Source organism: Amycolatopsis sp. Poz14 (genome assembly GCF_006704225.1).
In the GTDB taxonomy this organism is placed as follows: Bacteria; Actinomycetota; Actinomycetes; order Mycobacteriales; family Pseudonocardiaceae; genus Amycolatopsis; species Amycolatopsis nivea.
Genome location: NZ_JACLHD010000001.1, coordinates 5,190,353 through 5,211,981, shown reverse-complemented (window position 1 = coordinate 5,211,981; position 21,629 = coordinate 5,190,353). Strand labels below are relative to the sequence as shown.

Here is a 21,629-nt window from a genome sequence, read left to right as displayed (position 1 = left end):
CTCCACCGGGTCCGAATGTATCCGCACCAGGTCCGCGAGGTGGTTCACCACCAGCGGTCCCCGGCCGCCTTCTCGATATCGCCAGCTGCCGCGAATAGCTTCCCTCACCCGTTAGCCCAAGCCACCCGCACCAAGCAGCTTCACCCGGCGGCGAACCGCGCCTCCACCGTCGACCCCGCCGGATCCGAATGCATCCGCACCAGATCCGCCAGATGGTTCACCAGCAGCAGACCCCGGCCGCGGACCTGGTCCGGGGCAGCCGGGACGCGACCGGCCATCGGATCCGCCAGCCAGCCCTCGTCCCGGACCTGGCAGACCAGCTCGCCGTCGGCGAACCCCAGCCGCACCACCGCGGCCCCGCTGCCGTGCTCGACGCTGTTGACCGCCAGCTCCGACACCGCCATCACCGCGTCCTCGACCCGGTCCTCGGGCAGGCCGTGCCGCCGCGCGGTCTCGGCGGTCACCGCCCGGAGGTCGACGAGGTCGGGTTCGGCGACGACGAAGGACCGGGCACCGGGCGGGGGCGGCAGCTCGCGGTTGTAGTCGGCGACCACCGCGTCGGGCGCGTAGTCGCCGCTCGATCGCCACTCCCCCGTGCCGTCGATCAGCCAGGGATGCGTGCGGAGCGCGTCGGCCAGCTCGGTGGCGCCCAGCGCTTCGGCGTCGTACGGGCACAGGATGGTCGCCCAGCGGCCCTCGAACGCCAGGTTGATCAACGCCTCGTGCTGCGCGCACGCCGGGTACTCCGCCGGCGACCGGCCCGCCCAGATCGGCTCTCCGACGATCCGCACGTGCCGGTCCGGATGCCCGTCGGCGAACGCGCGCAGCACGCCCGGGATGATCCGGCCCGGATTGCGGCCCGCCTCGGTCATGTCGACCAGCAGCACCCGCTCGGCGTCCGCGCCCAGCTCGGCCCGGACCAGGCTCACGTGCTCCGGCGGCGCGGCGACCGCGACCGGCTCGCCCGCCGCCAGCCCCTCGCGGACGAACGCGACCACCCCGGCCGTGAACTCCTCGGTGCTTCGGTAGAAAAGCGCCGGATGCAGGAACGCCTGCTCCGAGTACTTCATGGACGCCCCGAAGGAAACACCGACATCTTCGCGGCCACCACGATCACTACCTCACCTCTGCCGTCCGCCGGACAGCTCGGTTCACCTTGCCCCTCAAGGCTAACCCAGCCGTCCGACAGTTCCGCACGCCCGACCGGACGCCGCGGTGCGACAGGCCCGGAGACCTGCCCTTCTGTCGCCGGTCACGCCAGGTCGAGCACTGTCTTCCCCCGCCCGTGCCCGGAATCGAGCCGTTCGTGGGCCTGGCGCACCTGGTCGAGCGGCAGGACCTGGTCGACGACGGGACGGGCCTGGCCGCGCTCGAACAGCGGCGTCAGCTCCTCCAGCCGGCGGCGTTCCCGGGTGAGCAGGATCCCGTGCAGCTGCTGATTCCGCTGGTAGAGGGAGCGCAGCTCGCCCTTCGGCGGCAGCACCGTCGCGATCCGGCCGAACGCCCGGGCCGCGGCGGAGCTCTTCGCGACGTTCTCCCCGCCGACGAGGTCCAGCACCGCGTCGGCGCCCTGGCCGCCGGTGTGCTCGAACGCCGCTTCGATCGGGTCGGCCTCGTGGTAGTCGATCGGAACGGCACCCAGGTCACGCAGCAAATCCTGGTTGTCCGGGCCCGCCGTCGCCAGCACCCGGGCACCCGCCGCGACCGCGAACTGCACGGCGAACGAGCCGACCCCGCCCGCACCGGCGTGCACCAGCACCGTCTCCCCCGGCCGGACCGCCAGCCGGCGGACGATCGCCTCCCACGCCGTCCCGCCGGCGAGCGGGATCGCCGCCGCCTCGACGTGACTGAGCCCGCGGGGTTTGGGCGCCGCGATGGCCGCCGAGACGACGTTCAGTTCGGTGTAGCTGCCCAGGCGGGACGCCATTTCCGGGGTGTAGAACACCTCGTCGCCCTCGGCGAAGTCAGTCACCCCGGGGCCGACTGCCGCCACGACGCCCGAGACGTCGCCGCCCAGCACCGCGGGCAGTTCCAGATCCGGTATCGCCACCCCCTGCCGGATCTTCGCCTCCACCGGGTTCGTGCCGGACGCGAACACGCGCACCAGGATTTCGCCCGGCCCCGGCCCGGGACGCTCGACCTCGCGCAGCGTCAAGACGTCCGGGCCGCCGAACTCGTCCATCACCACAGCTCGCACAGACATTCCGCCCTGATACCCGGCACCGGCGCGGCGAAACGTCCTGTTCCGCGCCGAAGCCGATCGGTCCACTGTGGACCGCTGCGCGACCGCCGGTTACCCGCCGCCCGGCCGGGTATCCCCGCCCGCATGGACACGTTGCTCGGGATCTACCTCAACGACCAGCTGGCCATGGGACTGGCCTGGCGCGAGCTGGCGCGCCGGGCAGCCCGCACCAACCAGGGCACCGAATTCGAGACGCCGCTGCGCGAGGTGGCGTCGGCGATCGCGGAGGACGTCGACACTTTCCGCGGCATCATGCAGGCAGTTCCGGTGCGGGCGAACCCGGTCAAAGCCGGGCTCGCGATCGTGGCCGAGCGGCTGGGACGGTTCAAGCTGAACGGCAGGATCACGTCGCACTCGCCGCTGAGCCGGTTCTGGGAACTCGAGGCGCTGGCCATGGGGATCGAGGGCAAGAAGATCCTGTGGACCACGCTGCGCGACTCGGCGAACCTGGGAAAGCGGCTGGCCGACGTGGATTTCGACGCCCTCCTGCTGCGCGCGGACCGGCAGCGCTCGCTGCTGGAACCGGCGCGCGTCCGGGCAGCCGAGGACGCGTTCGCACAGCGCTCCTGACCAGGCAGCGAAACCGAGGATCCCCCGGGCGCGCGGTGCCTGGTTGTCGGAATTCCGCGGCGCAGCTACCGTGGCAGCATCGGTTCAGCAAGGAGCCGGCCGCCCAGCACAAGCGAGGCAGTCCAGCGCCGGTCCGCCTCCGCCGGTCCGCAGGAGGCCCCCGATGACTCACCCCGTTCGCCCGGCGAGGCTGCCCACCGGCGCAGCGCCCCTCGCGGACATCACCGTCAGCACCGCCGACGACAGCACGGTCGTCGCGGTCTCCGGAGACCTCGATTCTTCAAGCGCTGACACGTTTTTCGAGCACACCGTCACGGCGATCGCCCAGTCGCCCGGCGGAGTGATCGCCGATCTGGGCGCCGTCACGTTCTGCAGTTGCCGCGGGCTGTCCGTCCTGCTGGCGGCCGACCACACGGCTCGTCTCGCGGAGGTGTCCTTCACGGTGCTGGCGCTCCACCGCGCCGTGCTGCGTCCCCTCCGGCTGCTCGGACTCGACCGGACCCTCGACGTCCGTCTCGTTCCGTTGCCCCGCAAGGAACTCTCGTAACCACCGGACGGTTTGCGCCTCCGATCAGCCGGGTAGCCGGGGAGTTCGGCAAGACTTCGCTGAACTCCGAGGAAAGGTGCCCATGGCTGCTGCAGCGCATTACGTCGAGGTCAACGCTCCCGCGCAGGCGTGCTACGACTGGTGGCGTCCGCTGACCCGGCTGCCGGAGCTCTTCTCCGACGTCCAGTCGGTCGAAGCCCTGGACGGCGACGGGACGCGCACCCGGTGGAAGGTCGACGGACCCGCGGGGTCCACAGTGGAATGGCAGGCCCGGATCGTCGAGGACGCGCCGCCGCGCAAGATCGCCTGGACCACGGTCGACGACGCCGATCCGGATGTGCGCAACTCCGGCGTCGTCCGGTTCGACGACAAGGGCCACGGCCGCACCGGCGTGGAGATCTCCCTCGAATACGAGCCCCCGGCAGGCAAACTCGGCGAGGCGGTCGCTTCGCTGCTGGCCGATCCGCAGAAGAAGGTGGAGCGGGCTGCCGAACAGTTCCGGACGGTCATCGAAGCCCGGTGACCGCGGTCTCGCGCACCCTCTCCGTGCGCCCGGGACCGGACGCGGTTCTCGCCTACCTGACGGCAGCTCGCGGACGCGCTCAACCGGCTGGACCGGTGAACCGACGACCTGCTCAGCGCTTCTGCGCCGCGCGAACCACTTCGAGCACCTGGTTCGCCTCATCGCCCACGAACAGCGCCAGCGGGGCGATCAGCGCCCCGCTGGCGCGATGCCCGGTGAGTTCGCGCTTCTCCCGGTCGCCGAACTCGACTGCCCGGCCGCCCCGGTAGTCGGTGATCGAAGGCTTCACGAGATCCGCCAGGCGCTCAGTGCGCCAGATCGGCCGCCCCCACCACGAGCCTTCGACCAGGATCCGCCGGGTCGTGACGGTGTAGCGGCCGCGAGTGAGCGTCCTCTTCATGCTGTACCGCTCAAGCAGCGTGCAGGTCAGCGCGATCCCCGCGACGCGGAACACGATGTCCCAGCCCCCGGCGGCACCGAGCACGAACAGTCCGAGCACACACCCGAGGAATCCCAGCCGCAGCCACCGGTTTTTCCGTTCCGGCGGCGACTGGCCGGTCCACAGCACCGTCTCGCCGGGTTCCAGCTCCTCCGGTCTTCGTCCTCCCATGCCGCACGCATACCCGGCCAGCCCGCTCCCGAAGCCGGATCCGCCTTCTGCCGGGAGTCAGGCCGCGATGCTGCGAGTGAACGCGACCCGGTCCAGACCCGGCCCGTCGTAATCTGGGAGTACGTCGGACACCTCGAACCCGAGCCGGGCGTGGTACGCGCGCGAGGCGGTGTTCTGCGGGCTGGTGATGCACTTCACCTTGCGCACCCCCGATTCCCGCACCTGCCCGAAGAACCACTCGTACAGCGAACGGCCGATCCCCTGCCCGTGCAGCGCCGGGTCGACGCCGACGTAGTGGATGTAGGCGGTGTCGGGGTCGGTCTGCGAGACGAAGCCGATCAGGAAGGCCGCCAGCGTCCCGTCCGGACGCTCCACCAGGCGGCTCGTCGTGGTGAAGTGCTGGAAGTACAGCCGCGGCACCAGCAGCGCCCGCTCCTGCGCACCGGCTTCGCCCTTCAGGCCGCCCCACCACGGTCCCAGCGCGGCGAGCACGCGCGCGTGGTCGTTTTCGGTCGGCTGGCGGAAAGTCAGGTCGGCACTCATGCCCCGACCCTCTCGTTTCCGCGCCCGCCGGGCAACCTGGTTACCGGCGCGGGTCGACGTGGATCTTCGGCGCCCCCGCCGGCCGCTCCCCGCCGAGTACCGCCGCGACCTCGCCCAGGCCGACCGTCGCCGCCACCAGCGGCCGCGGATCCACCTCGCCGGACGCGTACGCGTCGATCGCCTGCGCCAAGCCCGGCGAACCGCTCAGCACGCCGATCGCGGTGACGTCCTTCAACGCCAGCATCCTCGTGTCCAGCAGGCTCGGCCGCCCGGACAGCCCGATGCAGACGATCCGGCCCGCCGATTCGACCACCTCGGCGGCGAGCGCGGGCGCGGAGGGGTCGCCGGTCGCGTCGACCACCGCGTCGAACGGCGGCTCGGGTACGCTCGTCCCGGCGGAAAAACCCAAACCGCGCGCGAATTCCACCGACCACGGCGTCGCGCCGACGAGATGGACCTCGCTTCCCGCGGCCCGGAGGAACAGCGCGGTGAGCAACCCGATCGTCCCCGGGCCGAGGACCAGCACCCGTTCGCCCGCGGCCGCCCGCGCCGCCCGGAAGGCGTTGCCGCCCGGTTCGGCCAGCGCGCCCGCGACGGGATCCACCGCGTCCGGCAGTTCGTGCAGCGAGCGCACCGGCACGGCGAGGCGTTCGGCCAGCGCTCCCGCCCGGCCGCCGCGGATGCCGACCTCCTGCCGGTCCGCGCAGACGTGCTGATGCCCGCCCCGGCACCGCCGGCAGTCCCCGCACCCGAGCATCGTGTCGCCGGTGACGCGGCGGCCCACCCACGCCGGATGCACGCCCCGGCCGACCGCCGACACCGTGCCGCACCATTCGTGGCCGAGCCGCATCGGGTACCGGGCGTGCCCGTCGGCGAGGTACTGCATTTCGCCGGTGAAGAACTCGACGTCGGTGCCGCACACCCCGGCCCGCTCCACGTCGACCACGACCTCGCCGACCCCGGCCTCCGGCTCCGGCACCTCGGCAGGCCCGGCCTCCCCCGGTCCGGTCACCACGAACGCCCGCATGGCCCCGATCGTAGCGGCGCTCAGCCGGTCACGCGCTCGCGCAGGAACGCCGCCGTCGCCGGGTCGGCCGGATAGAACGACTCGATCACCAGCTCGGCGACCGTCACGTCCAGCGGCGTCCCGAAGGTCGCGACCGTGCTGAAGAACGTCAGCTCCAGATCCCCGTGCCGGTAGCGCAAGGGCACGAAAATGTCGCCCGGGCCGGGGATCTCCACCTCGGGGACCTCGTCGTCGCACGGATACCCGCGCAGCTCCTCCAACAGCTCGGCGAGCCCGGCGTCGGCGGTCTGCTCGACCTGACGGCGCAGCCTGCCCAGCAGATGCGCGCGCCATTCCCCCAGGTTCAGCACCCGCGGCGCCATCCCGTCCGGGTGCAGCGTCGCGCGCAGCACGTTCACCGGACCGGTCAGCAGCGACGGCGCGATGCCCTCGGTGAGCACGCCGAGACTGAGGTTGGCGTCGACGAGATTCCAGCCGCGGTCGACCACCGCCGCCGGATACGGGTCGTGCCCGGCGAGCAGCCGCCGGACGGCCTCGCGGATCACGGTCATTTCCGGCGCTCCGATGTCGGACTCGCCGTAGGCGGGCGCGTAGCCCGCGGCGAGCAGCAGGCGGTTGCGTTCGCGCAGCGGGATGTCGAGATGCTCGCCCAGCCGCAACACCATGTCGCGGCTCGGCTTGGACCGGCCGGTCTCCACGAAGCTCAGGTGGCGCGTCGAGATGTCCGCCGAGATCGCGAGATCGAGCTGGCTGATGCGGCGGCGGTCGCGCCATTCCCGGAGCAGTTCGCCGATCGGGGCCTTCACCGTGGTCGTCACGCGTCCGAAGCTACGGGGTCGCGCGCTGGGAGACCATTACCCCTGAGGTAACGGCGCGTGCACCACCAACGCCTCCGCCAGCGGCTTGCGGTCCAGATCCGGCACCTCGCAATCCGGTGCCGGATAACCCACCGGGAACAAGATGTACGGCCGCTCAGTCACCGGCCGCTCGAAAACCTCGTTGAGGAAACCCATCGGATTCGGCGTGTGCGTCAACGTCGCCAGCCCCATCGTGTGCAGCGCCGTGATGAACATGCCGCACGCGATCCCGACGCTCTCGTTGACGTAGTAGTTCTTCCGCAGCGAACCGTCCGGCAGCGGGGTGCTCTTCTGCGCGAACGCGACCACCAGCCACGGCGCGACCTCGAGGAATTCCTTGTGCTCGTCCGTTTCGAGCCGGGCGAGCGCCGCGTGCCAGTCCGGCGCGTTGCGTTCGCGGTAGAACTTCCGCTCCTCGACCTCCGCCGCCTCGCGCACCGCGCGCTTGACGTCCGGGTCGGCCGTCGCGACGAACGTCCACGGCTGGTGGTGCGCCCCGCTCGGCGCGGTGTTCGCGATCCGCACCGCGGTCTCGATCGCTTCGAGCGGCACCGGGTCCGGGGAGAACCAGCGGACCGACCGGCGGCGGTCGAGCAGCCGGTACAGCTCCTGCCCGCGCGCGAGGCTCTCCTCCGGGGACAGCCGCGGCGGCGCGTACGGGACGAACGGGTGCTGGTGCCGGGTCATGCCCCGACCCTGCCGCGTCGGCGGTCATCGGTCCAGTTCACATTTCTGGTGAAGGACATAAGCTGAACTGATGTCTCCCTCGTTGCGCCAGCTCGAGTACCTGGTCGCGGTCGCGGACACCGGCGGCCTCACCGCGGCCGCGGACAGCTGCCACGTGTCGCAGTCGGCGGTGTCGCTGGCGATCGCTTCGCTGGAACGGACTTTGGGCGTCCAGCTCATCCTCCGCGGCCCCGGCCGCACGACCGCGCTGACCGACGCCGGCCGCCAGGTCGTCGGCGAGGCCCGCGCGGTGCTCACCTCGGTGGCGGAACTCGGCACCACCGCCCGCGACTACGGCCAAGACCTCGCCGGACGCCTGAATTTCGGCTGCTACACCCCTCTCGCGCCACTCCACGTCCCCGCCGCGCTGGCGACTTTCCGCACCCAGCACCCGGAAGTCGACGTCTCCTTCGTCGAAGGAACCCTGCCGGACCTGCAGCATCTCCTGCGGGAAGGCCGCTGCGACCTCGCCGTGCTGTACCGGCAGGATCTCGTGCCGGGCATCGCAGTGGACCAGCTTTACGACCAGCCGCCGAGCGTGCTCCTCCCGTCGGCGCATCCCTTGGCGCGCCGGAAGACGGTTTCGTTGCGCGCCTTGGCCGACGAGCCGTTCATCCTGCTGGACGTACCGCCGTCGGAACGCTATTTCCGGGACGTCTTCGCCGCGGTCGGCCTGCCGATGCCGGTCGCACACCGCACGACGAGCTTCGAACTCGCTCGCGCGTTAGTGGCTCGAGGACTCGGCTACACCCTCTCGGTGCAGCGACCGCCGCTGGAACTTTCCGTCGAGGGCACGCCATTCGCGGTACGTCCGCTGCGCGAGCGAGTCCCGACGACTCCGGTCGTGCTGGCCCGCGCGGAGGGTGCGCGGCTGACTCGGCGGGCGGAGACGTTTCGCACTTTCTGCCGGGAGTTTTTCGGTGCTAGAGCGTGATTCCGCGTGGTTCGCGGCCGAGAAGCTCGGCCAGTACTGGGCTCGTCTCGGCAAAGTGACCTTGCCGGGAGGCCTCGAACATCGACAGCTTCATCCGCGCCACCTCCTCCGGCTCGCCCGCGACCCACTCCTCGTCCGCTACTACCACGCGCCGCACCGCACGCCCGCTGACCCGCGACGCGAGCTCGGCCACGTCGTCGAACGTCACCGCCTGCCGCGCGGTCAGCGCAACCGGCCCGTCGAACTCCCTGTCCCCGGCCAGAATCACCGCCGCCGCCTCCGCGACATCAGCCCGATCGGTCCACGAAACCGGGCCGTCCTCCGGGGCCGCGATCACCCCGTCCTCCCGCCAGTTCCCGAGCAGCCAGCCGATGCTGTGCGCGTAAAAACCGTTGCGCAGCGCGGTCCACGCGACCCCGGACCCGGCGAGGATCCGCTCGGTCGCCGCGTGCTCCGGACCCGGCGGAAAAGGCGTGTCCATCCGGGAATTCTGATGGCTGGTGTACAGAATCCGTTGCGCCCCGGCCGCTACCGCCGCCTCGACGCCGGCACGATGCAGACTGACCCCGTCCGCGTGCGGATCGTTCGAGGAGACCAGCAGGACTTTTTCCGCCCCTTCAAACGATTTCCGCAGTGCCTCGGGATCCTCGTAGGACCCCTGCCGCACCCGTACACCCCGGTCCCCGAGGTGCCGCGCCTTGGCGGCATCCCGGACGCTGACGCCGATCTCCTCCGCCGGGACGCGCTTGAGCAGATGCTCCACAGTCGCCCCGTTGAGCGCGCCGGTCGCCCCCGTGATCACGATCATCTCCGGACTCCCTTCAGCAATGGCAGCAGGATGTCGTCCACGAGATGCCGCAGGAACCGGTCGTCACACGGTTCGCCGGCGAAGACGATCCGGTGCACGATCACTCCCGGCGCGACCTCAGCGAACAACTCGGCCGCACCAGGCGCCGATGCGGTGCGCCGCACCCGATCCGCCATCGCCGCCTGGTCTCGGTGCAGGATCCGGCGCATCTCGTCCGCGAGCCGCGGGTCGCTGCGCATCCCCGCGAACAGCGCGCCCAGCACCCCGATCTCCTGCTCGGCGATCTCGCGCGCCAGCCACCGCACGACGGCCAGCAAGTTTTCCCGCAGTCCGCCGGACACGGCCTCGGGCGGAGCCGAGGTTTGCCGCTGCTCCGCTGCCGCCGCGACGACGGCCGCCTTGTCGCGGTACCGCCGGTAAACCGTCGTCTTGGCAACACCGGCGCGGGCCGCGATCGCCTCGATGGACAACTGGTCGTAGCCGACTTCGGGCAGCAGCGCCAAGGCCGCCTCGTGGATCGCGGCATCCCTTCGGGCATCACGCGGCCTGCCCACCGAGAACTCCTCCGACACGATGCCTCTTTTCGATACGCTCCCGTTGCGTATCGAAAGTACGCCCGCGCCGGCACCCCCGTCAACCGGGCCAAGGCAGGACGGTCAGCTCCGGCCATTGTTCCTGCCAGCGCCGGGCTTTCGCCTCGTAACTGCTCCGCGGCGCGTGTCCGGGATTGGGCCGGACGACGAGATTGAACATGTCCGCGAACCCGTGCGGCGCGTAGACCTGCCACTCCCCTCCTTCGGCCAACCGGATCCCCAGGCAGGGCGTCGTGGACGGGAACGAGTCGATGGCCGCCTCGGTGGACGGGTACGGCGCGCACGGGACGCCGAAGCGGTCCTCGTACCAGAGATGCACCCGTGCCTCGTTGCGGATTTCCACCGTGATCGGGAGATCCCCGAACCTCCGGGCGCCCTCCTCGATGACCGCGTTCTCCGCGTCCCAGCTGAGATCCGAGTCGTCGAAGTAGAACAGGTCGTAATCCTTGATGCCCTCGGCGGGCGGGCGTCCGGTCACCACGTTCCACACGGTCTGGCACAGGCAGCCCGCGGTCAGGTACCAGCCGGGAAGAGCCAGTTTCGCCGCCCGCGCCAGCACTTCCGGCACCAGCTCGTTGCGCGTCACGAGCTCGCGGAAGGTCCCGAGCTGCCTGTCGATCGCCATCCGGCCGTAGTCCATGCCCCGGTTTAGCACGGCCAGCCGATTACCTCCCGCGTAATCGACCAGCCGCCGATCGTCGGCCAGGCTTGGCCCTACCGAAAACGGGACAACACAAGGAGAACCCCGACATGACCACCACCGCACCGACCGCAGCCGACCTCGCCCGCCGTTACGTCGACGTCTGGAACGAGACCGACCCGCAGCGGCGCCGCCAGCTCGTCTCAGAGGTCTTCGCGCCGGGCGCGACCTACACCGATCCGCTCGGCGCGGTCGCCGGCCAGGACGAGATCGACGGATTCATCGGCGGCGCGCAGGCGCAGTTCGCCGGACTCGTCTTCAGCCTGCCCGCGGAGCCGGACGCGCACCACGATCTCGCGCGGTTCCAGTGGCACCTGTGCGCTCCCGGCGCCGCTGAGCCGATCGCGATCGGGTTCGACGTCGTGGAGATCGCCGACGGCCGGATCGCCAAGGTGCACGGCTTCCTGGACAAGATTCCGGGCTGAGCCGCCGGAAACGCCGGGGATGTGGTCTTGACCACAGGCACGAGGTTCAGACCACCCGGGAGGTCTGAACCTCACCCGGCCAAGCCGCCACGCCGCGAAACAGGCGTGGCCCTCCCCACTCTGTCCGTACCCCGCGGGGCGCCTGAGAGTTTCACCCGCGTGGATAGCCGGGTTTGCACCGTCGGCGGCACCGGCTGGTGGTCTCCTGCCGATGCGCTTTCCAGAGGCGTCTCGTCCGCGCGGTCCAGGGTGCCTGAGAGGTTCCGGGGAGGACTTGCTCCTTCGGCGCCGGACCGGGGATGCCGGTTCGGTCTCTCCCGCGCGGGTTCGTCGACCGCGCGCCCAGTCTAGCGCGGACGAAGATCAGCCCGTGCGGCGGGCGTTGCGGCGCTGGGTCAGCTCGTCCGGCACGACGGCCTCGACCAGTCCGCCGTCGGCGCGCTCGGCCGGGAACTCGTGGATGGTGCCGCTGATCTCCTGCATCGCCCCGCTGACCGCGATGCCGAACACGCCCTGGCCGCCCTGGAGCAGATCCACGATCTCCTCCGGCGACGTGCATTCGTACACCGTGGTGCCGTCGGAGAACAGCGTGACCTTCGCCAGGTCGCGCACCCCGCGCACGCGCAGATGGTCGACCGCGACGCGGATGTTCTGCAGCGAGACCCCGGTGTCCAGCAGGCGCTTCACGACCTTGAGGACCAGGATGTCCTTGAACGAGTACAGCCGCTGCGACCCCGAACCGTGCGCCGTCCGGATGCTGGGCGCGACCAGCTTCGTGCGCGCCCAGTAGTCCAGCTGGCGGTAGGTGATCCCGGCGATCTGGCAGGCCGCGGGACCGCGGTAGCCGACCAGCTCGTCGGGCAGCGAGGCGTCGGGGAACAGCTCGCCCTGCTCGCCGTCGGCGACAGGTCCGGCAGGTATCTCCGGACGACCAGCCTCGACCACCGCAAGCCTCCCCTCGCCCGGCCTCGCGGCGGGGCGTTCGACAGGCCGGTCGAGCCCAGGATCGGGATCGGCCGGGGAAAACTGCCACGAGCGCGCCGGGTCGGCGAATCACATCGTGGCGATTTACCGCCTTTGACGGTAAGGCTGCGCCGCGAGCCGGTCAACGCGACGCGCGGCGGACCTCGAGGCCGTGTCGAGGCTTTGGCCCGTTCGCCGTACGGGATTGACCTTTTTTACTCGGCTGAGTAACTTATTACTCATGCAAGTAAACATCGACACGCAAGCCGAACTCGGCCTGAGCGTCACCGAGGCCACCACCCGGGCCCAGATCATCGGCGCGACCATCGCCACGATCGCCGACTACGGGTACGCGCGCACCACCTTCGCGCGCATCAAGGAACGGGCCGGGCTCAGCAGCACGCGGCTGATCTCGTACCACTTCACCAACAAGGCCGGCCTCATGCAGGCGGTGCTGAGCACGGTGTCCGAGACCAAATCGGAATACCTGCGCGAGCGCAGCGAAGGCGTCGACCCGGCGGACCGGCCGGGGAACCTGCGCGCGTACATCGAGACTTCGGTCGCGTTCCTGCGCGACTACCCGCAATGCGAACGGGTGCTGGTCGAGATGGCCGCGCACGCCGACGACCGCGACGGCTGGGCGATGACCGGCGTCATGGTCGGGCAGCTGCGCACCGGCGCGCTGCAGCGGCAGCTTGAACAGGGCCGCAAGGAGGGGGCGTTCGGCGACATCTCGCCGGAGATCGTGGCGCTGTCGATCGCGCAGGCCATCGACGGGGTCGCGGCCGCCTACGCCGCCGATCCGTCCGTGGACCTGGACCGGTACGGCCGGGAACTGGCGGACCTGTTCGCCCGCGCGACCGCGCGGTGAGCTCGTGCCCGGCGGGAGACCGCCGGGCAGGGGCGATCAGGTGTCGGCGCCGCGGAAGTCTTCCGGGGACACGGAGTCGAGGAACTCGCGGAACTTCTCGACCTCGTCCTCCTGCTCGTCCGGGATGATCAGGCCGGCTTCCTCGAGCACCGCGTCGACCGCGTGGATCGGGACGCCGATCCGCAGCGCCAGCGCGACCGAATCGCTCGGGCGGGCCGAGACCCGGATGTCGCCGTCGAAGACCAGCTCGGCGAAGAACGTGCCTTCTTTGAGGTCGGTGATCACGACCTGCTCGAGCTCGCGGCCGAGCGCGCCGATGACCTCTTTGAGCAGATCGTGGGTGAGCGGCCGGGCGGGCCGCACGCCTTGCTGTTCCAGGGCGATCGCGGTGGCTTCGACCGAGCCGATCCAGATCGGCAGGTACCGCTCGCCCTCGGTCTCCCGCAGCAACAAGATCGGCTGATTCGCGGGCAGTTCGACCCGCACTCCGACGACGCGCATCTCGCTCATCGGGCTTCGCCTCCCTCTCGTGCACACGGGCCGCAGCGCTGGCGACGGCTGACGACCGTTGTCTCCGACGCTACCCGTCATCCGGGCGCTGTGCTCGCTCGCAGCGGACATTCTCGGTTCGTGGTCTCGCGAACCGTCTCTCACGGTACGGCATCCCGGCGCTGAGGTTCAGTCATTGACAAGTGAGACGAAAACGCGTCTCGGGCATAAGGGTCAATCGCCGGCGACGCCGCGGATGCCGGCTTTGACGAGCAGCGTGTGCAGCGTGACCGACAGCGCGGCCAGCTCGCGCACGACCTCGTCCGCGCGCGCCTTCGCGTCCGCGTCACGATGCCGGTACGCCGGGGTCACGATCTGCTCCAGCAGGCCGACCTCGCGGTCGGCCGCGGCGCGGAACGCGCGCAGATGCCGCGGTTCGAGCCCGAATTCGGTCATCGCCTTGACGGTGCGGGCGATCAGGACCGATTCCGGGCCGAAAAAACCCGCCGCGCCGGGGCGCAGCAGGCCGTACTGGCACAGCTCGGCGAGCATCGCGTCGTCGATGCCCGCCTGCTCCAGCAGGTCTTCCTGGGTGAGCCGGGTGTCCGGCCCGGTCTCGAAGTCCGCCGCCGCGGGCAGTCCCGCCGGATCGCTCCCGTCGCCGAGCGGCACGAGCCGCCGCGGCAGCTGGGGAGCCGACGGGACCGGCGCGGGCGGCTGCGCGCCCGCGTCGGCCGCGTCGAGCTGCTCCTTGATGACCTTGAGCGGGAGGTAGTGGTCGCGCTGCGCGGACAGCACGTACCGCAGGCGTTCCACGTCCGCCGGCGAGAACTGCCGGTACCCCGAGGGCGTGCGGCCCGGGCGGACCAGGCCTTCCGCCTCGAGGAAGCGGATCTTGGAAATCGTGACATCGGGGAAGTCCCCGCGCAGCTGCGCGAGCACCGCCCCGATGCTCAACCCGTCCCGCCGGGCCTCCTGACGACCGGGCTGCCCGGCCGCCGTCACTGCGCCCCCTGGCCCCCGTGCCCCGGGCCGGTCAGGAAGACCAGGCGGAACTTGCCGATCTGCACCTCGTCGCCGCCGGCGAGGACGGCCTGGTCGACCGGCTCGCGGTTGACGTAGGTGCCGTTCAGGCTGCCGACGTCGATCACGACGAACTCCCCGCCCTCGCGCCGGAATTCCGCGTGGCGGCGGGAAACCGTGACGTCGTCGAGGAAGATGTCGCTGTCGGGGTGCCGTCCCGCGCTGGTGGTGTCGCGGTCGAGCAGGAAGCGGGAGCCCGCGTTGGGCCCGCGCTTCACGACCAGGAGGGCGGAACCCGGCGGAAGGGCGTCGACGCCCTGCACCGGTGCCTCGGCGGCCGGCGCGGACTCCTGCTGGCCTTCCATGTCGGCCAGGAAATCGGCCCGGAAGACAGAGGTCCGCTCCGGAGACTGCTCCGGGGGAACGCCGGGCCCGTCGTTCGTGCTCACCTGAGCTCTCCTCTACGCATGAAGTGTTGTCATCGACCAAGAACGTGCAGCTGTCAACGTACCGTGCCCGACCGGCCCGGAACCCTCGGGCTCCCCTTGAGGCTCCGGGGCCCGGCCGAACGGCTCAGCCCTTGATGAGGGCCTGGTACGCCTCGGCCTCGAGCAGCGCCTCGAGACCGGCCGGGTCGTCGAGCCGGATCTCCACGAGCCAGCCCTCGCCGTAGGGGTCGGAGTTGACGAGCTCCGGCGAATCGGCGACCGCCGAGTTGACCGCCACGATCTCGCCGTCGACCGGCGCGAACAGCTCCGAGACGCTCTTCGTGGACTCGACCTCGCCGAACGCGTCGCCCGCCCCGACCTGCTTGCCGACCTCGGGCAGGTCGACGAACACGACGTCGCCGAGCTGGTCCTGCGCGTACTCGGTGATGCCCACCCGCACGAGCGAACCCTCGCGGGTCGCGACCCACTCGTGCTCCTCGGTGTAGCGCAGTTCTTCCGGAGTGGTCAACGCCGCTCCCCTTCCTGGTGCTGGCTTTCGTGCCGACAATCTTCCATCACCGGGTGCGCAGCGCGCGAGCCGCCTGCACGACGTAGAGCGCCCCGGACCAGACATACAGGACGCCGCCCCACACCATGAACGCGTAGGCGATCGGCCGCGCGACCGCCGCGACGTCCGAGCCGCCCTGCGTGAGCAGCAGGAACGGGAAGGCGTACATGAGAACGAAGGTCGCGCCCTTGCCGATGTAGGTGACCTCGGGCGGCGCGAACCCGCCGCGGCGCAGCAGCACCACGCACACCCCGAGCACCAGCTCGCGCAGCACCAGCGGCACGACGACCCACCACGGGATGATGTCGCGGATCAGGAACGCGACGAGCGTGGCGAGGATGTAGAGCCGGTCCGCGGCGGGGTCGAGCAGCTGCCCGAGCCGCGACATCTGGTCGAGCCAGCGGGCGAGCTTGCCGTCGAGCCAGTCGGTGAGCGCGGAGAAGATCAGCAGGGCGAGCGCCCAGCCGTCCTCCTTCGGGCCGAGCAGCAGCCACAGGAACACCGGGACGCCCGCCAGGCGCAGCAGCGACAGCAGGTTGGGGACGTTGAGCGCCTGCCGCCACAGGGAGGGCTCGGTCTGGGGCTCGTCGGGGACCGTGGTCACGCCGGTCAGCCTAGAGCGGACGGGATCGCGAGGTTTGTCCTGGCGGGTGAAAGGCGGGGGTTCGGTTGTGCTGGGGGTGGGTTCGGGCGCGGGAGGTCACGGGGTGCCCTGGTCTGGTGCGGCGTTGGGGCATGCGCGGCGGCGGGTTTCTCGCTTCGGCTGACGGGCGCTGTGCGAGGCCGGGGTGGGTCTCGCCGCCGGTGCGGTGTCTTGGGGAGGCGCGCTGCGGCGGGCCCGCCGCGCACCCGCACCTCGCTGCACGGCGCGCGGTGCACGGCGAATCGGCGCGGCCGGATCCGTTCGGCTCGGCGCTGGAACGATTCCGTCGGCGCGGCGGGCGAATCGGAGCAGCGGGGAGGGCAACAGGGCGGGGGGCCAACGCCGCAGCAAGGCGGTGCGGCAGCCGGTCCGGCGCGGCTGGCGAGCTGGCACGGTGAGCGAACCGGTGCCGCAGCAAGGCAGTGCGGCAACCCGGTGCGGCAGGCGGGCCAGCGCGGCAGGCGAGCCAGCACGGTGAGCGAACCGGTGCCGCAGCAAGGCAGTGCGGCAACCCGGTGCGGCAGGCGGGCCAGCACGGCGGGTGAATCGATGCCGCGGCCGAGCCGCCGTAGCGGGTGAATCGGTGCAGCGCCGGGAAAAACCGCGGATCCGCCGGACGGCGGCCGGGACCGCTCCCCGGTTCCGGCCGCCGTCCGGCGGAAGTTTCAGCGGGAGCGTCGCCTGCTGGCCGCCCGGCGGTGGCTCCAGCCGCGGCGCTGCAGCTGCGCGTTGCTGAGCGTTTCGGGGCGGCCGCGGCCGTCGGTGCCCACCCAGCGCGGGCGCACGGCTCCGGCTTCGAGCACGTAGGGGCGGCCGCCGCACCACACCACGCTGCAGGGTTCGGTCGGCGGGTCGGTCGGGGCGTCGGTCTCGGCTGCGGGGGCGGTTTCGGTGCTCATGCTCTCGGTGACTCGTGCTCTCTGGCGTCGGGCTTCGGGGACCTGGAACGCGCGGGGCGCCTGCCCTCTACGTCGGCGCGGGACCGCCGAGCGTTAACCGCCCCGGGACGGATTCCTCCGAACGATGCGTCCCGGCGATGCGGATTTCCCCGTCCGGAAAGCGAAACCAACCGTCCACAGTAGACTCAACCGGCACCGCTCCGGTGTGTCGGTGCCGCTCAGCGGGGGCGCCAGGGGCCAGAATGGGCGCGACCCCGGAGAAAGGATCGCGGTGCTCCCGTCGAAAACCGTGTACGGGCCGCTGTGCGCGGCTGTGGTGGTTTTGCCCGCGCTCACCGCCTGTTCGGGGGATCAAGCGCCACCGGCAGCCGCGTCGTCGGCGCCCTCCGCTATCGCCTCGGTCGCGCCGAGCACGCACGCTCCCCCGCCGCTGCCGCAGACCGCGGGCGCGAGCAGCCCGCCCGCCGCGCCCAGCAGCACCGCGGCCGCGCCGAAACCGTCAAAGCAGGCGCCGCCGTCCACTCCGGGCACGTGCGGCACGGTCACCGCGGCGAGCGGGATGACGCTGTACGTCTACGACAACAAAGCCATCCCGTGCGCGGACGCGATGGCGCTCGTCAAGAAGTTCCACCAGGCGATCAACGGCCGCCAGGCGGCGGGCTCGAACAACCCGGTCAACGCGACCGTCGACGGCTGGCTGTGCGTGTCCGGCCCGCCCGCCGCGCAGGGCGGCACCACGTGCAGCAAGGGCGAGCAGACCGTGCTGGCGGCGGTGGTCCCGGCCGAATAGGACCGGGACCGCCGCCGCGGCTCAGGACTTGAGGTCCGGGAAGTCGTCCTCGCGGAACTCGCCCTCGGGCCGCTCGCCGCCTTCCCGGCCGCGCAGTTCGACCCGGCGGATCTTGCCCGAGATGGTCTTCGGCAGCTCCCCGAACTCCAGCCGCCGGATCCGCTTGTACGGCGCGAGGTGCTCCCGCGCGTACGCCAGGATCTCGCGCGCGGTCTCGGCGTTCGGCTCGCGCCCGGAGGCGAGCACGACGTACGCCTTGGGCACGGCCAGCCGGATCGGGTCCGGCGCGGGCACCACGGCCGCCTCGGCGACCGCCTCGTGCTCCAGCAGGACGCTCTCCAGCTCGAACGGCGAGATCCGGTAGTCCGACGCCTTGAAGACGTCGTCGGTGCGGCCGACGTAGGTGATGTAGCCGCGTTCGTCGATCGAGCCGACGTCGCCGGTGTGGTAGTAGCCGTTCGCGAAGGCGGCCGAGGTGCGTTCGTCGTCGTCCGCGTAGCCCGCCATCAGGCCGACCGGCCGGTGCGCGAGGTCCAGGCAGATCTCGCCCTCGGTCGCGCGCTCGCCGGTGACCGGGTCGACCAGCGCGACCGCGAACCCGGGCAGCGGGCGGCCCATCGACCCGGCCACGACGTCCTGGCCCGGCGTGTTCGCGACCTGGACGCTGGTCTCGGTCTGCCCGAAGCCGTCCCGGATGGTGACGCCCCACGCCTTCTCGACCTGCTCGATCACCTCGGGGTTGAGCGGCTCCCCCGCGCCGACGACCTTCTTCGGCGGCGTCCGCAGCGCGCTGAGGTCGGCCTGGATCAGCATCCGCCACACCGTCGGCGGCGCGCAGAAGCTGGTGATGCCGCAGCGGTCCATCTGCGCCATCAGCGCGGCCGCGTCGAACCGCGCGTAGTTGTACAGGAACACCGTCGCTTCGGCGTTCCACGGAGCGAAGAAGTTGCTCCAGGCGTGCTTGGCCCAGCCCGGCGACGAGATGTTGAGGTGGACGTCGCCCGGTTCCAGCCCGATCCAGTACATTGTGGACAGATGGCCGACCGGATAGGAAACGTGCGTGTGCTGCACGAGTTTCGGCTTCGCGGTGGTGCCCGAGGTGAAGTACAGCAGCAGCGGGTCCTCGGCGCGGGTGACCCCGTCCGGGGTGAATTCGGCGGAGGACGCATACGCGGTTTCGAAGGCGTGCCAACCGGAAACCGGCTCGCCGACCGCGATCCGCGTGTAGTCGCCGGCGACGTCGGCGAACTTCTCCGCGTCGACGTCGCGCACGATCACGTGCTTGGCGTTGCCGCGCTCCACCCGGTCCACGAGGTCGGCCGGGCCGAGCAGCGTCGACGCCGGGATCACGACCGCGCCCAGCTTGATCGCCGCGAGGATGGTCTCCCACAGCTCGCCCTGGTTGCCGAGCATGACGATCACCCGGTCGCCGCGCGCGACGCCGAGGCCGCGCAGCCAGTTCGCGACCTGGTTGGACCGGGCCGACATCTCCGGGAACGTCCAGCGGTTCTCGGTGCCGTCCTCTTCCACGATCCACAGCGCGTACCGCTGCGCGTTCGCCGGGTCCGCCGCGATCGCGTCGAACCAGTCCGTGGCCCAGTTGAACTCGTCCAGCTGCGGCCACGCGAACTCGCGGTATGCGGTTTCGTAGTCCAAGCGGTGGGCCTGCAGATAGTCCCGCGCCGCGCGGAATGCCTGGTAGCCGGTGACCTCAGCGCCGTTGCTCACGTCGTACTCCTCGTGCTCGCTTTCCCGTGCCTGTTTTACTCGCCCTTGAAGTCCGGCGCTCGTCGCTCCAGGAAGGCCTGGACGGCTTCCTGGAGGTCCTTGCTCGGCAGGAAGGCGGAGTTCCACGCGGCGACGTAGCGCAGGCCCTCGGCGACCTGGCGTTCGGTGTTCGCCGACAGCACCTGCTTGGTGCCCTGGACGACCAGCGGCGGGTTCGCGGCGATCTCCGCGGCCAGTTCGCGGGCCTTGGCCAGCAGCGTCTCCTGGTCCGGGTACACGTCGTTGACCAGGCCGATCTTCTCCGCGCGCGCGGCGTCGACGTCCTTGCCGGTCAGCGCCAGCTCGCGGACGTGCCCCTCGCCGATGATGGGCGCGAGCCGCTGCAGGCTGCCGATGTCGGCGACGATCGCGACCTTCACCTCGCGGACGCTGAACTTGGCGTCCGCGCTGGCCAGGCGGATGTCGGCGGCGGTGATCACGTCCACGCCGCCGCCGATGCACCAGCCGGACACGGCGGCGACCACCGGTTTGCGGCATTCGGCGATCGAGCTGACCGCCTGCTGCAGCCGCTGGACCTCGCGGTGGAACTCGGTGCGCGGCCCGGCCAGCGCGTCGCCCGCCAGCAGCGGGGCCCAGCCGCCCATCATCGCGGGCAGGTCGAGGCCGTAGGAGAAGTGCTTGCCGCTTCCGGTCAGCACGACGGCGCGCACGCGCGGGTCGGCGTCGAGGGCGGCGAACACCAGCGGCAGCTCGCGCCAGAAGTCGGGGCCCATCGCGTTGCCCTTGCCCGGGCCGAGCAGGGTCACCTCGGCGACCGGTCCGTCGAGGTCGACGCGGAGCGAGGCGAGTTCGGGAAGGGCGGCTACTGGTTCGGTCATGCCGATCATCTTGACTCATCCCCCCGACCCCAGCCCATCCGGTTGACACTGTGCCAACGGCGCTGCGGGATGCTTTCCTGGAGACCCGAGGTGGAGAGGGAGGCGCCCGTATGGACCCGGCACCCGTGCCCGTCGCCGACGCCCCGCCGGCGGAACCCGCGGCGGCCCGCAAGGCCCGGCCGATCGAGCTGTCCGGCTCGTTCCGGCACGAGGGCCAGCGCCTGTGCTACACCGAATACGGCAGCGGCGACCGCGTCGTGGTGCTGATGCACGGGATCATGTTCACCCGCCGGATGCACGCGCCGCTGGCCAGGCGGCTCGCCCGCGCGGGGTTCCGCGTGGTGACCCTCGACCTGCTCGGCCACGGCGATTCGGACCGGCCGACGCAGTCGTGGCGCTATTCGATGCCCGCGTTCGGCGAACAGGCCGTCGCGCTGCTCGACCATCTGGAGATCGAGGACGCGGTGGTCGGCGGCACCTCGCTGGGCGCGAACGTGGCGCTGGAGGTGGCCGTGGCCGCCCCGTCGCGGGTGCGCGGGCTGGTGGTCGAAATGCCGGTGCTGGACAACGCGATCATCGCCGGGCTGCTGACCTTCGCACCCCTGTTGTTCGCCGCGCGCTTCCTGCCCGCGACGGTGCGCGGGGTGGCGTTGGCCGCGCATCTGGTGCCGCACGGGAACCAGTGGGTGGACGTCATCACGGACACGCTGAGCCAGGAACCGGCGCCGATGGCCGCGCTGCTGCACGGCGTGCTGTTCGGCCGGGTCGCGCCGCCCAAGTCGATCCGGGGCACGATCACCACGCCGACGCTGGTGATCGGGCACGAGGGCGACCCGATCCACCCGTTCGGCGACGCGGGCAGCCTGGCCGAGGACCTGCCGAACGCCGAGTTCGTCCAGGCCCGCAGCCCGGTCGAGCTGCGGTTCGACCCGAAGCGGCTGAGCGCGGCGATCCGGGACTTCGCGTTTCGCCGCTACCCCGCCTGAGCCCGGCCCCCGCGGTCCGTGAAGGGCTCCTTCCGGGAATCTGATTCCCTCAAGGAGCCCTTCACGGACTTGGTGGGGCACTAGGGCGAGCGGGCTTGGGACTCGCGGGGGCCGGGCTAGTGCACCCAATGCGGCATTGGGTGCGTTCCCGCGGCAGGGCTCGTCCGCGAAAGGCACCCTCCCGACCCGCGCCCGGCAAGGAAGGGAGACCTGCGGAAGCAGCGTCCCGCCGGGCTCCCTCAGACTTCCGACCGGCCG

At 71.2% G+C, this 21,629-nt stretch carries 28 protein-coding genes and 1 riboswitch; of the genes, 8 read left to right on the top strand and 20 right to left on the bottom strand.

Features of this window, described 5'->3' with window-relative positions; all coding sequences use genetic code 11:
* Positions 1-140: 140 nt before the first annotated feature.
* Together FKO37_RS24760 and FKO37_RS24755 are read right to left on the bottom strand one after the other, a co-directional pair.
* Complete coding sequence (locus tag FKO37_RS24760) at positions 141-1,070, bottom strand: sensor histidine kinase (protein WP_238605914.1); 930 nt, start codon at positions 1,068-1,070, stop codon at positions 141-143.
* 182 nt (positions 1,071-1,252) lie between these two features.
* Positions 1,253-2,203 (bottom strand): zinc-binding dehydrogenase, encoded by a 951-nt coding sequence (locus tag FKO37_RS24755; protein WP_238605913.1) that lies wholly within the window; start codon positions 2,201-2,203, stop codon positions 1,253-1,255.
* A 123-nt stretch (positions 2,204-2,326) separates the two neighbouring features.
* Between FKO37_RS24755 and FKO37_RS24750 the strand changes: the two genes are divergently transcribed.
* The 3 genes from FKO37_RS24750 (at position 2,327) to FKO37_RS24740 (ending at position 3,882) form a co-directional block, all read left to right on the top strand.
* The gene (locus FKO37_RS24750) at positions 2,327-2,812 is read left to right on the top strand and encodes a hypothetical protein (protein WP_238605912.1); all 486 of its coding nucleotides are present in this window, start codon (positions 2,327-2,329) and stop codon (positions 2,810-2,812) included.
* A gap of 163 nt (positions 2,813-2,975) precedes the next feature.
* A complete protein-coding gene (locus FKO37_RS24745; protein WP_238605911.1) occupies positions 2,976-3,359 on the top strand; it encodes an STAS domain-containing protein in 384 nt (127 codons plus the stop codon).
* An 82-nt stretch (positions 3,360-3,441) separates the two neighbouring features.
* A complete protein-coding gene (locus tag FKO37_RS24740) occupies positions 3,442-3,882 on the top strand; it encodes an SRPBCC family protein (RefSeq protein WP_037805741.1) in 441 nt (146 codons plus the stop codon).
* Positions 3,883-3,994: 112 nt separating this feature from the next.
* Here the strand turns inward: FKO37_RS24740 and FKO37_RS24735 are convergent, their stop codons facing one another.
* The 5 genes from FKO37_RS24735 to FKO37_RS24715 are packed head-to-tail and all read right to left on the bottom strand — an operon-like array spanning position 3,995 to position 7,606.
* Positions 3,995-4,492, bottom strand: coding sequence for a hypothetical protein (locus FKO37_RS24735; RefSeq protein WP_238605910.1), 498 nt, complete (start codon positions 4,490-4,492; stop codon positions 3,995-3,997).
* A 57-nt stretch (positions 4,493-4,549) separates the two neighbouring features.
* On the bottom strand, positions 4,550-5,035 hold the full coding sequence (locus FKO37_RS24730) for a GNAT family N-acetyltransferase (RefSeq protein ID WP_238605909.1): 486 nt from the start codon (positions 5,033-5,035) through the stop codon (positions 4,550-4,552).
* Between the two features lie 40 nt (positions 5,036-5,075).
* Positions 5,076-6,062 carry a zinc-binding dehydrogenase gene (locus tag FKO37_RS24725; protein WP_238605908.1) on the bottom strand — a complete coding sequence of 329 codons (987 nt, stop codon included), beginning with the start codon at positions 6,060-6,062 and terminating at the stop codon, positions 5,076-5,078.
* 20 nt (positions 6,063-6,082) lie between these two features.
* Positions 6,083-6,880: a helix-turn-helix domain-containing protein gene (locus FKO37_RS24720; RefSeq protein ID WP_043834352.1), complete on the bottom strand. Its 798-nt coding sequence runs from the start codon at positions 6,878-6,880 to the stop codon at positions 6,083-6,085.
* A 36-nt stretch (positions 6,881-6,916) separates the two neighbouring features.
* A complete protein-coding gene (locus tag FKO37_RS24715) occupies positions 6,917-7,606 on the bottom strand; it encodes a nitroreductase family protein (protein ID WP_238605907.1) in 690 nt (229 codons plus the stop codon).
* A 70-nt stretch (positions 7,607-7,676) separates the two neighbouring features.
* On the opposite strand from FKO37_RS24715, the gene FKO37_RS24710 reads away from it, so the two are divergent.
* Complete coding sequence (locus tag FKO37_RS24710) at positions 7,677-8,579, top strand: LysR family transcriptional regulator (protein ID WP_238605906.1); 903 nt, start codon at positions 7,677-7,679, stop codon at positions 8,577-8,579.
* Here the strand turns inward: FKO37_RS24710 and FKO37_RS24705 are convergent.
* From FKO37_RS24705 to FKO37_RS24695, 3 genes are all read right to left on the bottom strand, one after another.
* A complete protein-coding gene (locus FKO37_RS24705) occupies positions 8,569-9,387 on the bottom strand; it encodes an NmrA family NAD(P)-binding protein (RefSeq protein WP_238605905.1) in 819 nt (272 codons plus the stop codon). The two genes, FKO37_RS24710 and FKO37_RS24705, sit on opposite strands and share 11 nt — an antisense overlap.
* Positions 9,384-9,959 (bottom strand): TetR/AcrR family transcriptional regulator, encoded by a 576-nt coding sequence (locus FKO37_RS24700; protein ID WP_238605904.1) that lies wholly within the window; start codon positions 9,957-9,959, stop codon positions 9,384-9,386. Before FKO37_RS24700 ends, FKO37_RS24705 begins: the two co-directional genes overlap by 4 nt.
* Before the next feature lie 61 nt (positions 9,960-10,020).
* Complete coding sequence (locus FKO37_RS24695) at positions 10,021-10,605, bottom strand: nucleotidyltransferase family protein (RefSeq protein ID WP_238605903.1); 585 nt, start codon at positions 10,603-10,605, stop codon at positions 10,021-10,023.
* A gap of 125 nt (positions 10,606-10,730) precedes the next feature.
* On the opposite strand from FKO37_RS24695, the gene FKO37_RS24690 reads away from it, so the two are divergent.
* The gene (locus FKO37_RS24690; RefSeq protein WP_238605902.1) at positions 10,731-11,105 is read left to right on the top strand and encodes a nuclear transport factor 2 family protein; all 375 of its coding nucleotides are present in this window, start codon (positions 10,731-10,733) and stop codon (positions 11,103-11,105) included.
* A gap of 230 nt (positions 11,106-11,335) precedes the next feature.
* Positions 11,336-11,435, bottom strand: a riboswitch (glycine riboswitch).
* Between the two features lie 33 nt (positions 11,436-11,468).
* On the opposite strand, the gene FKO37_RS24685 is transcribed toward FKO37_RS24690, so the two are convergent.
* Positions 11,469-12,050 (bottom strand): MerR family transcriptional regulator, encoded by a 582-nt coding sequence (locus FKO37_RS24685; RefSeq protein ID WP_009078853.1) that lies wholly within the window; start codon positions 12,048-12,050, stop codon positions 11,469-11,471.
* 259 nt (positions 12,051-12,309) lie between these two features.
* On the opposite strand from FKO37_RS24685, the gene FKO37_RS24680 reads away from it, so the two are divergent.
* Complete coding sequence (locus FKO37_RS24680) at positions 12,310-12,939, top strand: TetR/AcrR family transcriptional regulator (RefSeq protein ID WP_238605901.1); 630 nt, start codon at positions 12,310-12,312, stop codon at positions 12,937-12,939.
* A 36-nt stretch (positions 12,940-12,975) separates the two neighbouring features.
* Here FKO37_RS24680 and FKO37_RS24675 read toward each other — a convergent pair whose 3' ends face one another.
* The 7 genes from FKO37_RS24675 to FKO37_RS24645 form a co-directional block, all read right to left on the bottom strand.
* A complete protein-coding gene (locus FKO37_RS24675; RefSeq protein ID WP_009078856.1) occupies positions 12,976-13,449 on the bottom strand; it encodes a bifunctional nuclease family protein in 474 nt (157 codons plus the stop codon).
* A gap of 213 nt (positions 13,450-13,662) precedes the next feature.
* Positions 13,663-14,433, bottom strand: a complete 771-nt coding sequence (locus tag FKO37_RS24670; protein WP_063697699.1) for a MerR family transcriptional regulator — start codon at positions 14,431-14,433, stop codon at positions 13,663-13,665.
* Positions 14,430-14,900 carry a glycogen accumulation regulator GarA gene (gene garA, locus FKO37_RS24665; protein WP_009078859.1) on the bottom strand — a complete coding sequence of 157 codons (471 nt, stop codon included), beginning with the start codon at positions 14,898-14,900 and terminating at the stop codon, positions 14,430-14,432. The genes FKO37_RS24670 and garA overlap by 4 nt, the downstream gene beginning before the upstream one ends.
* Before the next feature lie 124 nt (positions 14,901-15,024).
* Positions 15,025-15,408: a glycine cleavage system protein GcvH gene (gene gcvH / locus FKO37_RS24660; protein WP_037805718.1), complete on the bottom strand. Its 384-nt coding sequence runs from the start codon at positions 15,406-15,408 to the stop codon at positions 15,025-15,027.
* Between the two features lie 46 nt (positions 15,409-15,454).
* Entirely contained in the window at positions 15,455-16,051 is a 597-nt protein-coding gene (locus tag FKO37_RS24655; RefSeq protein ID WP_043834337.1) for a CDP-alcohol phosphatidyltransferase family protein, read from the bottom strand.
* Between the two features lie 704 nt (positions 16,052-16,755).
* Positions 16,756-16,989, bottom strand: a complete 234-nt coding sequence (locus tag FKO37_RS24650; RefSeq protein WP_037805714.1) for a hypothetical protein — start codon at positions 16,987-16,989, stop codon at positions 16,756-16,758.
* Between the two features lie 351 nt (positions 16,990-17,340).
* Entirely contained in the window at positions 17,341-17,535 is a 195-nt protein-coding gene (locus FKO37_RS24645) for a hypothetical protein (protein WP_134727471.1), read from the bottom strand.
* A gap of 13 nt (positions 17,536-17,548) precedes the next feature.
* Between FKO37_RS24645 and FKO37_RS24640 the strand changes: the two genes are divergently transcribed.
* Positions 17,549-17,779, top strand: coding sequence for a hypothetical protein (locus FKO37_RS24640; RefSeq protein ID WP_037714276.1), 231 nt, complete (start codon positions 17,549-17,551; stop codon positions 17,777-17,779).
* 21 nt (positions 17,780-17,800) lie between these two features.
* Here FKO37_RS24640 and FKO37_RS24635 read toward each other — a convergent pair whose 3' ends face one another.
* Positions 17,801-19,507, bottom strand: coding sequence for an AMP-binding protein (locus FKO37_RS24635; RefSeq protein WP_037805710.1), 1,707 nt, complete (start codon positions 19,505-19,507; stop codon positions 17,801-17,803).
* A gap of 35 nt (positions 19,508-19,542) precedes the next feature.
* Positions 19,543-20,385 (bottom strand): crotonase/enoyl-CoA hydratase family protein, encoded by an 843-nt coding sequence (locus tag FKO37_RS24630; RefSeq protein WP_134661622.1) that lies wholly within the window; start codon positions 20,383-20,385, stop codon positions 19,543-19,545.
* A 110-nt stretch (positions 20,386-20,495) separates the two neighbouring features.
* Between FKO37_RS24630 and FKO37_RS24625 the strand changes: the two genes are divergently transcribed.
* Positions 20,496-21,371: an alpha/beta fold hydrolase gene (locus FKO37_RS24625; protein WP_043834334.1), complete on the top strand. Its 876-nt coding sequence runs from the start codon at positions 20,496-20,498 to the stop codon at positions 21,369-21,371.
* Positions 21,372-21,629: the final 258 nt, after the last annotated feature.

Excerpts from the sequence above, each read along its gene's own strand:
- FKO37_RS24690 (WP_238605902.1), top strand. The coding sequence starts at position 10,731 with ATGACCACCACCGCACCGACCGCAGCCGACCTCGCCCGCCGTTACGTC.
- FKO37_RS24710 (WP_238605906.1), top strand. The coding sequence starts at position 7,677 with ATGTCTCCCTCGTTGCGCCAGCTCGAGTACCTGGTCGCGGTCGCGGAC.
- FKO37_RS24630 (WP_134661622.1), bottom strand. The coding sequence starts at position 20,385 with ATGACCGAACCAGTAGCCGCCCTTCCCGAACTCGCCTCGCTCCGCGTC.
- FKO37_RS24755 (WP_238605913.1), bottom strand. The coding sequence starts at position 2,203 with ATGTCTGTGCGAGCTGTGGTGATGGACGAGTTCGGCGGCCCGGACGTC.
- FKO37_RS24640 (WP_037714276.1), top strand. The coding sequence starts at position 17,549 with ATGACGCTGTACGTCTACGACAACAAAGCCATCCCGTGCGCGGACGCG.
- FKO37_RS24680 (WP_238605901.1), top strand. The coding sequence starts at position 12,310 with ATGCAAGTAAACATCGACACGCAAGCCGAACTCGGCCTGAGCGTCACC.
- FKO37_RS24760 (WP_238605914.1), bottom strand. The coding sequence starts at position 1,070 with ATGAAGTACTCGGAGCAGGCGTTCCTGCATCCGGCGCTTTTCTACCGA.
- FKO37_RS24740 (WP_037805741.1), top strand. The coding sequence starts at position 3,442 with ATGGCTGCTGCAGCGCATTACGTCGAGGTCAACGCTCCCGCGCAGGCG.
- FKO37_RS24650 (WP_037805714.1), bottom strand. The coding sequence starts at position 16,989 with ATGAGCACCGAAACCGCCCCCGCAGCCGAGACCGACGCCCCGACCGAC.
- FKO37_RS24730 (WP_238605909.1), bottom strand. The coding sequence starts at position 5,035 with ATGAGTGCCGACCTGACTTTCCGCCAGCCGACCGAAAACGACCACGCG.
- FKO37_RS24695 (WP_238605903.1), bottom strand. The coding sequence starts at position 10,605 with ATGGCGATCGACAGGCAGCTCGGGACCTTCCGCGAGCTCGTGACGCGC.
- FKO37_RS24725 (WP_238605908.1), bottom strand. The coding sequence starts at position 6,062 with ATGCGGGCGTTCGTGGTGACCGGACCGGGGGAGGCCGGGCCTGCCGAG.
- FKO37_RS24715 (WP_238605907.1), bottom strand. The coding sequence starts at position 7,606 with ATGACCCGGCACCAGCACCCGTTCGTCCCGTACGCGCCGCCGCGGCTG.
- FKO37_RS24750 (WP_238605912.1), top strand. The coding sequence starts at position 2,327 with ATGGACACGTTGCTCGGGATCTACCTCAACGACCAGCTGGCCATGGGA.
- FKO37_RS24745 (WP_238605911.1), top strand. The coding sequence starts at position 2,976 with ATGACTCACCCCGTTCGCCCGGCGAGGCTGCCCACCGGCGCAGCGCCC.
- FKO37_RS24625 (WP_043834334.1), top strand. The coding sequence starts at position 20,496 with ATGGACCCGGCACCCGTGCCCGTCGCCGACGCCCCGCCGGCGGAACCC.
- FKO37_RS24675 (WP_009078856.1), bottom strand. The coding sequence starts at position 13,449 with ATGAGCGAGATGCGCGTCGTCGGAGTGCGGGTCGAACTGCCCGCGAAT.
- FKO37_RS24735 (WP_238605910.1), bottom strand. The coding sequence starts at position 4,492 with ATGGGAGGACGAAGACCGGAGGAGCTGGAACCCGGCGAGACGGTGCTG.
- FKO37_RS24705 (WP_238605905.1), bottom strand. The coding sequence starts at position 9,387 with ATGATCGTGATCACGGGGGCGACCGGCGCGCTCAACGGGGCGACTGTG.